The 14,985-nt window shown below is 40.5% G+C and carries 8 protein-coding genes; all 8 read left to right on the top strand.

Annotation, left to right across the window (positions count from 1 at the left end; translation table 11 throughout):
* The 8 genes from dpdE to QI031_RS22970 all read left to right on the top strand — a co-directional run bounded on the left by dpdE (position 1) and on the right by QI031_RS22970 (position 14,948).
* Positions 1-2,799, top strand: a complete 2,799-nt coding sequence (dpdE, locus tag QI031_RS23005) for a protein DpdE (protein WP_281481931.1) — start codon at positions 1-3, stop codon at positions 2,797-2,799.
* Positions 2,796-3,788: a DEAD/DEAH box helicase gene (locus tag QI031_RS23000; RefSeq protein ID WP_281481930.1), complete on the top strand. Its 993-nt coding sequence runs from the start codon at positions 2,796-2,798 to the stop codon at positions 3,786-3,788. Before dpdE ends, QI031_RS23000 begins: the two co-directional genes overlap by 4 nt.
* Positions 3,725-5,572: a protein DpdF gene (dpdF, locus tag QI031_RS22995; RefSeq protein WP_281481929.1), complete on the top strand. Its 1,848-nt coding sequence runs from the start codon at positions 3,725-3,727 to the stop codon at positions 5,570-5,572. The genes QI031_RS23000 and dpdF overlap by 64 nt, the downstream gene beginning before the upstream one ends.
* The gene (gene dpdG / locus QI031_RS22990; protein ID WP_281481928.1) at positions 5,569-6,477 is read left to right on the top strand and encodes a protein DpdG; all 909 of its coding nucleotides are present in this window, start codon (positions 5,569-5,571) and stop codon (positions 6,475-6,477) included. Before dpdF ends, dpdG begins: the two co-directional genes overlap by 4 nt.
* Complete coding sequence (gene dpdH, locus QI031_RS22985; RefSeq protein WP_281481927.1) at positions 6,474-9,554, top strand: protein DpdH; 3,081 nt, start codon at positions 6,474-6,476, stop codon at positions 9,552-9,554. The genes dpdG and dpdH overlap by 4 nt, the downstream gene beginning before the upstream one ends.
* A complete protein-coding gene (locus tag QI031_RS22980) occupies positions 9,545-10,249 on the top strand; it encodes a hypothetical protein (protein WP_281481926.1) in 705 nt (234 codons plus the stop codon). Before dpdH ends, QI031_RS22980 begins: the two co-directional genes overlap by 10 nt.
* 150 nt (positions 10,250-10,399) lie before the next feature.
* Positions 10,400-13,756: a protein DpdJ gene (gene dpdJ, locus QI031_RS22975; protein ID WP_281481925.1), complete on the top strand. Its 3,357-nt coding sequence runs from the start codon at positions 10,400-10,402 to the stop codon at positions 13,754-13,756.
* A gap of 319 nt (positions 13,757-14,075) precedes the next feature.
* Complete coding sequence (locus QI031_RS22970) at positions 14,076-14,948, top strand: hypothetical protein (protein WP_281481924.1); 873 nt, start codon at positions 14,076-14,078, stop codon at positions 14,946-14,948.
* Positions 14,949-14,985 lie beyond the last annotated feature (37 nt).

Raw genomic sequence — 14,985 nt, 5'->3', positions numbered from 1 at the left:
TTGTCCGGCGTTTACTGCTATCTACTGGCGGATGAAGTTGGACTGGGAAAAACAATCGAAGCTGGCGCGATTCTTCGTCAATACCTATTGGATGAATCTTCTGGATATGCGGTAGTGCTAGTTCCGCAATATCTACTTCAACAATGGCAACAGGAATTAGAAAATAAATTTTACATCTCCCACTTTCCCAAGCGGGTGGAAGTGCTGGCGGTTGAGGAGATTCACAAAATCAACCCGAAAGCGAATATTGGCTTGGTAATTTTAGATGAAGCACACCACATCGCAGCAATGGCGACCTCTAGCGATGCAGCAGTGCGCCAGCGTTTTGATACTTGTAAACATCTTGCCCATAAAAGCGATCGCCTGCTTCTATTATCGGCTACCCCGGTTCTCAACCACGAGCAAGATTTTCTCGCCATGCTACATCTGCTCGATCCGACAACTTATCAACTTAATGACTTAGCAGGTTTTCGTGAAAGGGTAGTAAAACGCCAAGAGATTGGTCGAATTCTGCTGTCATTTAAAGAAGGTGCAAACCCCTTCGTCCTGAAAACTAATCTCAAAAATCTCCGTAACCTGTTTGCTCAAGATGAGTATTTACTGGAATTGGTAGACAATTTAGAAAATAGTTTACAAGCAAAGACTGGCGATACAGTTGAAATGGTCAGGGCAATTCGTACCCATATTAGCGATACCTACAGACTTCACAGAAGGATGCTTCGCAATCGTCGTGCTTCCGTAGAAGATGTGATTTTTGACCGTAATATTACACCCAGAGCCGAATACGATTTAGATGAGCGATCGCCTGACATCCACGAACTAATTGAGGAGTGGCGTGAAGTAGCTCCTGATGACAAACAATATCACCAAATTTTTCTTTTGTTATTTCGTGCTTCTGGTACTTGGCTGGGTATTTTAAAACAAGTAATTCAAGCACGTTTAAACGGTGTGTCCACTGCGGAAGTCATTCAAGAGTTTGGCAATGATAGCGTTCGTACTCTGACTGAAACTCCTAAATTTGCTGGGGAAGCAGAGATATTGCAAAGTTTGCTGCGAATTTTAGAACAACCGTCAGAGGATGGCGATCGCCTAGAATTACTCAAGACAGTAATTCTCTATCAACTTTGCGAACCTTTAAAACTACAATCCTTGAAATTCAATCTCCCGAAATTGCTTGCAGAGGTTCAACAACGGATCAAAAGACCTATACCGGGAGACAGTCTACCAAAAATTGTTGTATTTACTAGCTTTGTGCAAACTTGCGCCGAAATTGTCCGTTATTTAAGTGATCGTTTTGGTGAGGAGACTGTTGTCAGTCATCAAGCTGGACAAACTCGCTCTCAAGTAGAGAAGAACTTAAATAGGTTTAAAACAGACCCCAAATGCTTTATTTTAGTTTGCGACTCCTCCGGCGAAGAAGGTCGTAACTTACAATTTACCAACTACATGATATGTTTTGACCTGCCTTGGTCGCCAAATCGTCTAGAACAAAGGATTGGTAGGATAGACCGGATTGGTCGTCCATTAAAAGTTGAATTAACAGTATTTGCTGGCGTAGATTTACCAGATAGTCTCCATGATGCTTGGTATCGCTTATTAAAAGAAGGCTTTAATATCTTTGAGCAATCTATTGCCAGTCTCCAGTTTTATGTAGATGAAAAATTACCAGTATTAGCAGAAATATTGTTTAAATCTGGTGCAGATGGAATTTTAGAAAGTATCAATGTAATTCAGCAAGAAATTGAGCAGGAACAAGTCAAAATCAGCGAACAAAATGCCCTAGATGAAATAGATGCTTTGGATGACAACGCTACCCAATATTTTCAAGCTTTAGACGATTATGATGCCCGTCATCAAGAAATCCAGGAAATAACTGAAAATTGGATTTGTCAAGCGTTGAACTTTAAACCGATCGCTAATCCTAATTTATCGACAATAAAGCGTTATCAACCTACCGGAAATACATTAATTCCAGCCAATGATTTGAGCAGCAATTTTGCCTGGGTTTTAGAAAAATTTGGGACTTTTAACCGTAGGGTAGCAAATCAACAGCCTGATGTGAAACTCTACCGCATTGGTGAAAAATTTATCGAAGCACTATCATCTTATATCCATTGGGACGACCGAGGTAAAGCTTTTGCGATGTGGCGAGTTGAAGAAACTTGGGATGCGGGCGAAGGCGAAGAGTGGTATGGTTTCCGATTTAATTACGTTATTGAAACAAATTTAACGAATTACAAAGAAACTAATACAAAATCTAAAATTTTGCAAAGACGTGTTGATGGGTTATTCCCGCCAATTGTAGAAAGTGTATTTATTGATGCCAGATATGAACCAATGTGTGCTGTTGAAGATGAGACTCTATTAAATATCCTGAAACGGCCTTATAAAGGCAAAGGAAGTAAATGCCGAGATTACAACTTAGCTAAAAGTCGTTTATCTATTCTTGATAACTTTATAGATGCGAGCAATTGGCCAGAATTTTGCTATCAGGCGCGTAGTAAGTCTTTAGAATTACTCAGCCAACGTCCCGATTTTATTGCATTATGTGAAGATAGCGCCACCCGTGCTGAACAAAAATTAGGTAAAAGACTAGACCAATTGCGTCTGCGTCTCAACCGACTTACTAATCAAGAGCGAATTTCTCATACGGTATTGGAGCAAGAATTCAATCACGAAATAGCATTAAATCAAATAATTATTGAAGGAATTCGTCATCCTAGCATTCGTCTAGATTCTGTTGGCTTTATTATCGTTTCTGGGCGAACTCCAGTGCAATCCCAGGAGGATGATTTATGAATGATTCATTCTCAGAACTTCGGGAAATTCTCAAAACAGGTAAAATTCCTGAGGATATTAGTAATGTTACAGAACCTTGTCATTGTCGCTTATTGGATGCGCTGCAAAACTCGCCTGGGTCTGGGGATATTGTTAGCCTAGTGCGTCATGTGTTGCGACGGGAAGATGAAAAACAGGGTGGAAGTTCTCCAATTTATCTCCAAATACCTCGAAAACCGCCTTTTCTCGATAGCACTATTTGGGAGCAGGCTAGCATAACCGTATGGGGTGAAGATAAAGAACACTATCTCATCAGCGCCCGTCCTTGGCAACCGGAATGGCTTGACCTGGCTGACCAATATCCGCCAGATGCACCTTTATTTAATGAAAAACCTCGACGGAATTATGAACCAGTTTCCGGTGACCCGTTTTTGCAACTCGTAGAGTTAGATGCATATCGCAGTATCGGACAGCGCGAAGCAATTCGTGCAGTTTTAACTGCTCCTGATAACTCAACTTTAATTATTAACTTACCTACGGGTGCGGGAAAAAGCCTTTGCGCTCAACTACCTGCATTGCTGAACTCCAGAAACAATAATGGTGTGAGCGTGGTAGTTGTCCCGACTACAGCGTTAGCTATTGACCAAGAACGGGCATTAAAATCTTTTGTACACCATGCCACAGCGTATTATAGCGATGATTCTGTGGATGGTAAAGAAAGAAGAGAAGGGATACGCGATCGCATTCGTGCTGGAACTCAAAGAATAATTTTTACCTCTCCTGAAAGTTTAATGGATTCTCTGGCACCTGCTCTGTATGAAGCAGCCAAACTGGGAATTTTACGGTATTTCATTATCGATGAAGCACACATGGTAGAGCAATGGGGTGATGATTTTCGCCCCGCATTTCAAGAAATTCCTGGACAGCGTATTATAGCGATGATTCTGTGGATGGTAAAGAAAGAAGAGAAGGGATACGCGATCGCATTCGTGCTGGAACTCAAAGAATAATTTTTACCTCTCCTGAAAGTTTAATGGATTCTCTGGCACCTGCTCTGTATGAAGCAGCCAAACTGGGAATTTTACGGTATTTCATTATCGATGAAGCACACATGGTAGAGCAATGGGGTGATGATTTTCGCCCCGCATTTCAAGAAATTCCTGGTTTGCAAAGAGATTTATTGCGTCTGAGTCCTTTTAATACTTTATTGCTAACAGCAACATTAACAGAATCCTGTTTAGACACTCTGGAAACATTATTTGGTCAAGATTTACAAGTTATATCTGCTGTACAATTGCGACCAGAACCTGCTTATTGGTTTAACAAATGTTCCAGTGAAGAAGTTAGAAAACAAAGGTTGCTTGAAGCAGTTTATCATCTTCCTCGCCCGTTAATTATTTACGGGACTAAAGTTAAAGATGTCGAGGATTGGAAACGAGAATTAACCCGCGCCGGATTTAAAAGATGTGACCTGATGACAGGTAAATCTACTACTCAGGAACGGGAGCAATTAATTGAAAAATGGCGGGAAGGAAAGATTGATATAGTTGTTGCTACTTCTGCCTTTGGGTTAGGTATAGATCAAGCAGATGTGCGAGCGGTAATTCATGTTTGTATTCCCGAAACTATTGACCGTTTCTATCAAGAAGTTGGACGAGGAGGACGAGACGGGAAAGCTTCATTATCACTCACATTATATACAAAGGAAGACTTCAGAATTGCTGAAGGGCTAAATGATAAATCAGCGATAACTATTGAATTGGGTTTGCAACGTTGGCAAACTATGTTTTACAAAAAAGAAACTATAGGTGATGGACGCTTTCGCGTACCAATAGAAACGCCTCGTTCATTTCAAGACAAAACTATTGATAAAATAAATTACCAAAATAGGGCTTGGAATATACGCACTTTAACGCTGATGAACCAAGCAAATCTAATTGAAATTGACTCAGAAGAACCTCCCCAGAGGAAAAACTGTGAATCACAATCAGAAGAAGCTTATCAAGCAGCTTGGGATTTGTACCGCAATTCTCGCATTATTCGTATTCGCAATCAGCTTCATTTAGAAAAATTCACTTGGGAATCTGAAGTTGAACCAGTTCGCCAGAAACGCCAAAGCTGGAGTTATAAAAACTTGCAATTGATGAAAGAAGCTTTAAACGCTAAACGTTGTATTTCCGAAATCTTTGCAGAAGCGTATAGCATTCCCTCCCGTCAAACTCCAGAAACCAGAAATCCGGTTATAGTTTCTCGCGCTTGTGGGGGTTGTCCTGTTTGTAGAGAAAATGGCGTTACACCATTTCCAGGAATTATGCCTAGTTCCAGACCTGTATGGCAAAAATCCAATTTTATTCTCGGTCAAGAAATGCAAAGAGTGGTTGCAGGTGAAAGAATCTTGCTTATTTTCTATGACTCCCTGGAACAATTGAATAAGTTTCAAAGAGGTAAAAAATTGTTTAGGTGGTTAATAGAACAGGGAATGAGGAATATTGTAATTTCTCCAGATTATCATTATTTTTTGAAAGAAACTAGTAGAATACATAACTCATTTATATTTCTATTTGATAGTTACGAACCTGTACTCATGCCACGTATTCCTACTCTGATTTTTCATCTTCCAGGGATACCTCTCCCATTAAAATATTTATCAAATTACAGTACGTCAACTACAACACGCATGATTTTACTTCCTATAAACACACCAGATCCAAACAGAGAAGACAGACGACTAATTAATGTTTTTTCTGGCAGATATTTTAAATTTGATGTATTTTGTACGGAGATTAGTATATGAGCGTTTTAAAAACAGGTTTAGCTCACCCCAGTAGAATGCGAGGAATATTTAGATATTTACTCCATGTTAAAGGACAAAAAGAGAATAGAGACGTATTAGAAAGCATATTATCTCCAGATAAATTAGTTGAACATGTGCCAGAAAATAAGGAGAAATTAAAAGACAAAAAAATGTCACATCCCATGTTCAATGATGCTCTTAGAGAAATTATAAAATGTAAACTTTTAATTGAAGAGGATGAAGAAGTTGCAATTAATCCAAATCTACCACAAGACGCAATAAATCCTCAGCTTGGTGACAGGCTATTACCTGATACTTTCACTTATCTATTTTTTGCATCTGATAACGAAGATGAAGAAGACTTTGGTCGAGTTTGTGCTTGGTATTTAGCACAGGATATTTATGATGCACCAGGGACTTGGGAAGAAGTGGAAAAGCGAGTTAGCGAACAAAAAGTAGGCAATTTTTTGAAAATGTCAAGCAGTCGTCTCTTTGTTCAAATGGATGACTGGATGCGCTACCTGGGTTTTGCATGGGGTCATACTTTAGGAGGAAAACCTGTAACAGTTCCCGATCCAACTGCTTATATTAAAAGAAATCTCAAACATTTGTTTAATGAAGAACAAGAAATTACAATCCAAGATTTTATTAGTAGATTAGCAAAACAATGTCCTTTATTTGAAACTGGGAAGTTTCGAGAAGAAGTAGAAGCCCAAATTGGCGCACGGGAAACTAACTTTCTTTCTACAAGTACAGCTTTTGCCTTATTTAGACTTCAAGATGAGGGTGATATTCAGCTTGAGAGACAATCTGATTCATCCTTTATGATTTTACCAAAAGCCAATAACCAAGTTGATAATAATGGGCGAATTTCTCATATTATTTGGAAAGGATACAAATCATGACTTTTGAAAAATTCATCTGTTGGAAGCTGGATATGATTCGTCAGGTGATGAATGTAGAAGCAACCCAAACTGCAAATCATTTGTTTTTGGCTACACATCATCCGATTGCAATGTATCGCCAGGACTCTATAAAGGCATTATCGAAGAGCGAATACAATGAATCGCAGTTTCTTCATGATTTTTTAGCTGAAAAAGATTTTGCTTTTGTACCCGTTTTAGGTGAATCAGGTACTGGAAAATCTCACCTGATTCGTTGGTTGCAAGCTAATATAAAATCAACTGATAAACGAAAGGTACTGCTAATTCCCAGAATTGGGACAAATTTAAAAGATATCATTGAAAAAATTTTAAATATTGCGGAATTTGAGGTAGATAAATTAGATGAGTACCGTAAACGTTTAAATCAATCGAGTCGTACTTTTACAGATAAGGGTGCAAGAGAGCAATTATTAAATAATTTAGCTTTTCAAGTTGGCGTTAACGGACAACATAAACGAGCTAAACTTGCTGATGGAGAAACCCAGGAATATTTAATCGAAAAATTACCCGCTTTACTATATGATGATTTCTTTCGAGAACATTTATTAAGAGATGGAAAAATTATTCATCGTTTGGTAATTCATACACTAGGATACCAATATACTATTGAAGATATTAACGAACGTCGTGAATTTTCTCTTGAAGATTTACCACTTAATATTTCAGATTTTCAAAAAGCTGGAGAAAAGGCACGAGAATTTTATGCTTTATTAATAAATGATGAAGATATACAAAAAGAAACTGTAACTTGGTTGAATGATCATTTAGATGAAGCTATCACCCAAGTTTTAAATTTTGGTCGAGAAGACTTGCAGCAATTAATGCGTGAAGTCCGAGAGACATTGGCAGAAAAAAATATTGAATTAGTACTTTTAATTGAAGATTTTGCTAAATTGCAAGGTATTGATAGAGAAGTTCTCGAAGCCGTTTTAGCAAAACCACAGCAAGGTGAAAATAAGCCATTATGTGCTATGCGTACAGCTTTGGCTTGTACTACAGGTTACTTTAAAAACTTGATTGATACAGTGCAACAGCGCGTTACTTTCAGCGTCAATCTTAATATTGATACAATTGGTGAACAATCTTTAATTACTCAGAATGATATTCAGGTATTTGTTGCGAGATATTTGAATGCTGTTCGTTTAGAAGAAAGGGAAATTGAAAATTGGGCAAATTCTCAAAGTAGAGATGAACTACCAAGTGCTTGTAGCGAATGCGAACATTCCCAAGCTTGTCATACAGGATTTGGTCATGTTCAGGGAATGGGTCTTTATCCTTTCAATTCTAAAGCGTTGGTACAGATGTTTAGTAGAGTAAATCCAGGTGAATTTAATCCCCGAATATTAATCAGAGATGTTTTGAAACACACTCTAGAAAATTCTATTGATGATATTAAAAATGGAACTTTCCCTTCAGTTACTTTAGGAAACTACTTTGGTAACATGAGATTGAGTACTGATATAAAGTTAGCTATTCAAGCCAAAGATCCACAAAACTCAAAGCGTCGCGAGGTATTTTTAGACCTGTGGGATGATAGCAATGAACTTTGTAATTTATCTCCAGAAGTTCATACTGCTTTTAATTTATCTCTGCTTGATGTCAAGACTAAACCGAAAGAAATTCCGCCCATTATACCCGAAAATCGTCCAGTACCACCAAAGGTTGTAGAACCTTCAGGGGATTATCAGATTGATACTTCGCTACAAGACAAGCTGAAAATCCTTGACAATTGGAACAATCAACAAATTTTACCAGACGCGATCGCTAAAGATATCCGTGAGTTGCTTTTCCCCGCTATCATCGAAAAAATTGAATGGGATACTGAAATGCTGCTGAAGGGTAGTTTCGTCGGTAGTGGTGGTAAGTTGCTTCAGCAGCGAAATCTCATTTTCCATAACCCTAAAGTCAAGAGAGGGACTTATTCTGGGGTTGTTTTATCGCTTCCCCTCAACCCAGATGATGACAAGGAATTTACAGAAACTGCATACGTATTTCAAGGTATATTAAAATACGATAAATATCAGAATTGGAAGTTTGAAAATGGTGATCGCTATTTTCGCATGTATGCAAAGTATCTAGAACGTTGGAGTCAGTATGTAGTCGAAAAAATTCGCCTTTATCCTCGCGAGTCTGGTGAAGCTTGGAACCCCGTACCTGCCGCGGTAGAATTGCTAGCGATTAGTGCCACAATGGCAGGGTATCCTACTAATACACTCGAAAATTTAATTAATTCTTTGTTTATCGACTTAGATAAAAACGATGATACAACTCGTGCATCTACTTGGAAAAAGCTGTTTGATACTTTTAGTCTCAAGAGAAACCGAGAAGCATTATTAGATATTGTTAAAAGTCGAATTGCTTGTACAAAAGGTAGTAATTCAACATTTCAAATTCTTGATGCAATTCAAATTATTGAGCCTTTAGAAAAAGTACGTAAATCTTGGCAACCTCAACAGCAAATTCCTGAAGATGTGCGTGATAAGTTTCCAGAGTTGCAAAAGGTACGTCAACAAGTCGATGAACTTCTAGAGAAAGCCATCCAAGAAGAGTACGAACGACAGCTAGATATTTATCAGCGTCTCATATCTGAATTTGGAGAAGATGTTAAGAAAAAAGATGTGATTGACGTTCTTAAATCTGCAATGGAAGCTGCACAAGATGCAGCTGTATTTCGTGGTAAGAAAGGATTTGAGGGAATGACAACTGTATTAGAGCAATTTAGGCGTACAGCGATTAACCCTTATAGAGATACAATGAAGCGCGTACAAGCTGAGAAAGAAAACCCAGAAAGTAACATTGGTAAATTACTCCAATATTTGAGTGAAGATTATCAAAAAGTTATTACTGATTCTTTAGAATTTCTCGATAACACTAATAATTTTCTAGATGCTTCAATTCTTGAAGCCAACAGTCAGATTGCAGAATTAGAAAAATCTGGTGGTGCAACTGTAGAATCTAGTTACCAAGAAATTTGTCAAGGGTTAGCTAATTTACGAAATCTCATGAATGAAATTAAAGGTGAAACAAAATGCTCTTAGAAAAATCACAGGAACTAATTGAGTTATCTCAAAAAAAACAAGCTCTGCGAAAAAATTTAGATAATCTTCAAATTATTAAAACTAGGCAAAAGCAAATAACTGAGGCTATTGCAACCATTCAGCCACTTGTGGAAGCATTAAAAGCTTTTCGTCAAAGAGGTATTAACAATGTTGATTTGGTTCAAAAAGCGGAGCCTATATTAAATTTTATTTTAAATGCTGAAGATAATTTACAAAAAAACTCGGAGTGGATTCTTGACAATAAAAATTTTAAAGGTAACATTTTAAAGTCCCAAGTTGAAAACCTAAAAACTACGCTAGAACAGCAACTGAGCGAAGCATGGAAAAGCTATCGCGATCAACAAATGCCTAGTACTAATAATGAAATACTCAATTTACTGGCTAAAGTCGAAGCTTTTAAACAAACAGTTCGGCAAATTCAGATTATAGATGGAGAAATAAAAAACGTTATTTATCCGAAAAATAATGCTGAATTTGCAGTATGGGAACGTAAAATTGAACAATTAAAATATTATTGGAATAGTCTCAGTTCTGATGAAGTTCCCGAAGCTGTATTGCATTTCCTGCGAGCAGCAGCCAATCAGGGAGCGCCTTTAAATCTTTTAACTCCAGAAGTTCAAGATTGGATTAATCAACATGGTATTTCGGATTCTTTAAAAATTCGCTTGATTTAAGGTGATTTCCGCTAATAAATCTACCGTCGCCGTTGGTTTCGACTTCGCTCAACCAACTAAGAAATTGAGAGTTGAGCGAAGCCGAAACTCGTCAACCTGGGTATATTCTTTGTCAGAAATCACCTAAATTAAAGTAAGGGCAGAGCAAGGGTGACTACCAATTGGGATAAAATAATTAGAGAATTTTTAGATAATTTGGAACGTCAGGAAGTCCAACTCCTAACGTGGGGAATCGTTGATGGTGGATTTTCTGAAAATGAAATTGTAGAACTTGCGAAAGATTTTCTAAATACTTGCGAAATTGATGAGGATGTTTGGGATTTTTTAGACCAAATCCTTGAACGGAAATTGTTGTTTGAATTGAATCTTAGAGGCGATCGCCTTTTCCGCACCAGGATGGCGGAAGCAGTGAGATTATTTGCTCGTCTTCGCCAACTGTTCCCGAATAATAATTGGCAAACATCTCCTACCTTAGTTGCTGATTATCGCTTACAAATCCGTCCGAGAATTTATCCTAACAGGTATATTACGCCAGAAGCAGTAATTGAGCAGTTGGCAGCAGACAAACTGCTAACTTCCATACAGCAAAAAGCCGTTACAGCGATACTGCTTTCTCGCGATCGCGGTGAGGTTCAACTTGCAGACTTCCAGCTACGCGCTACAAGGCGGATGTTGCAGGATTTAAACAGCACAAAAAGTCGCGGGATGATTGTCTGTGCTGGGACAGGAACGGGGAAGACTTTATCTTTTTACTTACCTGCGCTGGCGCATATTGCAAGTTTGTTGAAAAAGGATGAGCATTGGAGTAAAGGACTAGCAATTTATCCCCGTAACGAACTCCTCAAAGACCAATTTTCTGAAACCTATCAAGAAGCACGTCGTCTCGATGCTGTCCTCAAGGCAGAAGGTAAACGTAAAATCCTCATAGGTGCATTTTTTGGCTTAACTCCCAAAAGCGCAACTTTGGATCGGGTACAGTATAAATGGGAAGCTGAAAGTGGTGGGTTTACTTGTCCTTACCTGCGGTGTCCCAGATGTGAAGGTGCGCTATCTTGGCGACGGGCTGATGTGGAAGCGGGTAGAGAACAACTTTCTTGTCTCAAGCCATCCTGCGGTGCTGTTATCCAAGAAGACGAAGTAATTTTGACACGCGATCGCATGGCGAAAAATCCCCCAGACCTAGTTTTTACCAGCACAGAAATGCTCAATCGGTCTATGGGAGACTCTCGTTACGGTCATGTATTTGGCATCGCGGCGGCGAAAAAGCCTCAGCTAGTTTTATTGGATGAGGTGCATACTTATACAGGTATCCACGGCGCACAAGTTGCTTACCTGCTGCGGCGTTGGCAGAGAATCATTAACAAGAAAGTCCAATTTACTGGACTTTCAGCAACCCTAGAAAGTGCAGCAGAGTTTTTCAGCCAACTTACAGGCTTAAAGCCTGGTTCAGTGGAGGAAATTTCTCCTGGTGAAGACTTAATTGCTGAGGGAATGGAGTATCAATTGGCTCTCAGAGGCGACCCAGTATCAGGGACAAGTCTTTTATCTACAAGCATCCAAACAGCGATGCTGCTGCGGCGTGTACTCGACCCATCTGAAGACCCTCCCAGCCCAGGTTTCTATGGTTCCCGTATTTTCGCCTTTACTGATGACTTAGATGTTACCAATCGCTTATTTCACAACCTTTTGGATGCCGAAGGTCGAGACAGTTGGGGTCGCCCCTTACTACGGCGACAGCCATTGGCAGCTTTGCGATCGCATGGTGCTGCTAATGGTAGAGAAAGACTAATTGCCGCACAATCCTGGCTGCTATGCGAAGAAATCGGTCATGGCTTGGAACTGCCTTTAAGTATTGGGCGCACTAGTTCCCAAGATACCGGAGTTACCCCAAATGCAGATGTAATTGTTGCTACTTCATCTCTAGAAGTGGGATTTAATGACCCAGAAGTAGGAGGTGTCATTCAGCACAAAGCACCGCGAGATATGGCATCTTTTTTGCAAAGGAAGGGACGGGCGGGACGACGCAGAACTATGCGACCTTGGACAGTAGTAGTGCTTTCTGATTACGGACGCGATCGCATTGCCTATCAAGGCTACGATATGCTGTTTAACCCTGTTTTAGAAAAGCGATCGCTTCCCATCGCCAACCGCTATGTTATCCGCATTCAAGCGGTTTTCGCCTTGATGGATTGGGTAGGACAGCAATTAGCTACAACTAGAGGAAGTGTCTGGAGAGACTTTGCTACTACTGATTTCTACTTAATTAACCGTCAGCGACTAGAAATAGAACTAATCAAAAATATTCTCGAAACACAAGCAGGACAACGTAACTTAGAGACATATCTACAATCAGCACTACACCTGACCAAAGATGAAGTCGAAGCAATTCTTTGGGAACCGCCCAGGTCATTAATGATGGCGGTTCTTCCTACTTTGCTACGGCGTTTAGAGTCTGGTTGGAAGCGCCTTCCGATTCAACCAGATGAATCAGACCAAGACTATCAAACCCGTGACCCGTTACCTGATTTTGTTCCCCCGAACTTATTTAGTGACTTGCTGTTGCCAGAAGTAACGATTACTACACCACCCCAGACGCGCAACAGTGAGCCAGATGTTAATTCTATGCCAATTGTCCAAGCCTTGAAAACCTTTACCCCAGGCAGGGCGACGCGCCGTTTTGGGGTGCAGCATATTTATGCAACCCACTGGATTGCTCCGTTAGATTTGCAACAAAGAGAACAAGAATTACCCGTAGAAGATTATTGTGCTGAGTTTGAAGAAGCAGGGTATTTTCAATTGTGGCAAGATGGGCAAGTTGTAGATATTCGCTGCATTCGCCCTTGGGCAATAAATCCTACCCAAGTTCCGGGGGATATTTCAATTACCTCTAACGCCCAATTGGAATGGCGCAGTCAAATCATACCACCCGACTTGGGAATAAAACTCGAACTGCCTCAAGGTTCCCCCTGGTGCAAAATTATTACAGAAGTTTGCTGCTTTACTCACACTCAACAATCGCCGGTGGAAGTACGGCGGTTTGCGATCGCATCCCATGCGAACATCCGCTTCGACAATGGCCAGGAACTTGATACAACAATTCGCTTCACCCAGAAACAGGATGGTAGTTCGGCGGCTGTGGGATTTGCCCAATCTGTTGACGGTCTAGTATTTCGCTTTCGGATTCCGCCTAATTTTAGTATTAATCCCAGCGATGCCAATCAAGAGAAGATTCGGGCGTTTCGCACGGCATATTTCCGATATCGGGTATTGACAGATGAGAGATTGTGTGAATTAACAAATGTCTTTCAACGGGAATGGCTTTATCAAATATATATATCGATGCTTACCGACCGCGCCTTAACAGCCCAAATCTCCTTACCTGAAGCTTTTGAAGCGCTTTTGGGTGAAAATATGGGTCAAGAAATGGCAAGGGTTCTGGACAATATCTTCCAAACATTGAATGTTGAGGAAACCTTACTGGAAGAAGGGGAATCTGCACCGGAATAAATTCAGGGACGGCAGAGGGTACATGATAGATTGCTAGCACTTGGCAACGCAGACATAATTCAAACTATATTAAATGACCTGGCACCGATTCTCTGGTCAGAACCTGATGAGGAGTGGCATTCTTGGGCAGCTTTACGTTTTAAAGCGACCTTGGGAGGGGCGCTGCTGGATGCTTGCGGACAATTGTGTCCTCATTTTGATTTGGGCGACCTGATTTTAGATATCGATCCTGGCCCGCCCGCGTCCACCAGATGCACCTGCTATTTCCGAGAGAGTAGAAGAAATTTGGATAACTGAATCTACGATTGGTGGCTCAGGGGTGATTGAGGAAATCTTGCGGCGCTATGCTGCTGATCCGGCGAATTTTTTCCGCTTGGCGGGGAGTGCTTTAGAACCCGCGGATTTTGAGATTGTGGACTCGGAATTGACGCGGTTACTGGAGTTAAGCCAAACTAGTGCAGATGTTGCCGATGCAATGGCAGATGTGCGGTTCGCCGCCGGATATGGTGAATTAAAACAAGCAAGCGATCGCCTCCGCAAAGTCCTGTCCTCTGAGGGGATTTTGGTAACGCATCCGGTGATGACTGCAATTAACGCAAGGGTTTTGCGTCCTGGAAGTACCCCAGAAACGGATAAACTGCTGCTGGATTTGATTCGTTTGTGGCATCAGGAAGAAGCGCGTTTAGGTATCGAAATTGATGCCAGGGTGTTTGCTCATGTCGCCAGCAACTATGACCAATTGGATCGGGCGTTGTTGCATCTTGGTTTAGTGCAGCCTAATCCCTATTGGCGGTTTCAAGTGATTTATGGGCTGTTGTGGGCAAGGGGAAATATCGTGCGTTCCCGTGCTTTATCTTCTTATAATCCCTTTGCTGTGATTCCCGACGCAGATAGAGAAATTTTACTGGATGTTTTGCAAGTGGGCGATGCCTTCGGCGGGCTATGCCTACGTACAGTTTGGTTGGATGAACCCAACTGGCGCGAACAGGTAGAGGATGCGTTTAAGCAAGGTGCTTCGGTTTCGCTGATAGCGCCTCCTGATGCGAGAGAAAATTTGAAGTCAGCAATGTTGAGTTTGGCAGTTGAACCTATGGAACTTGGGTTTTTGCAAGTTTATCCAGTGGTAGAGGGTGTGCAGCAGTATCTCCGTAGTTTTACGGTGATGTTGAGACTGAGAGAAATCATACAATAGTATGAGTGAAATTTACTACTTAGATATGCAGTTATTT

This window comes from Halotia branconii CENA392 (assembly GCF_029953635.1).
In the GTDB taxonomy this organism is placed as follows: Bacteria; Cyanobacteriota; Cyanobacteriia; order Cyanobacteriales; family Nostocaceae; genus Halotia; species Halotia branconii.
Note: the sequence above shows the minus strand (reverse complement) of the source record. Positions and strands in the feature narration are given on the sequence as shown.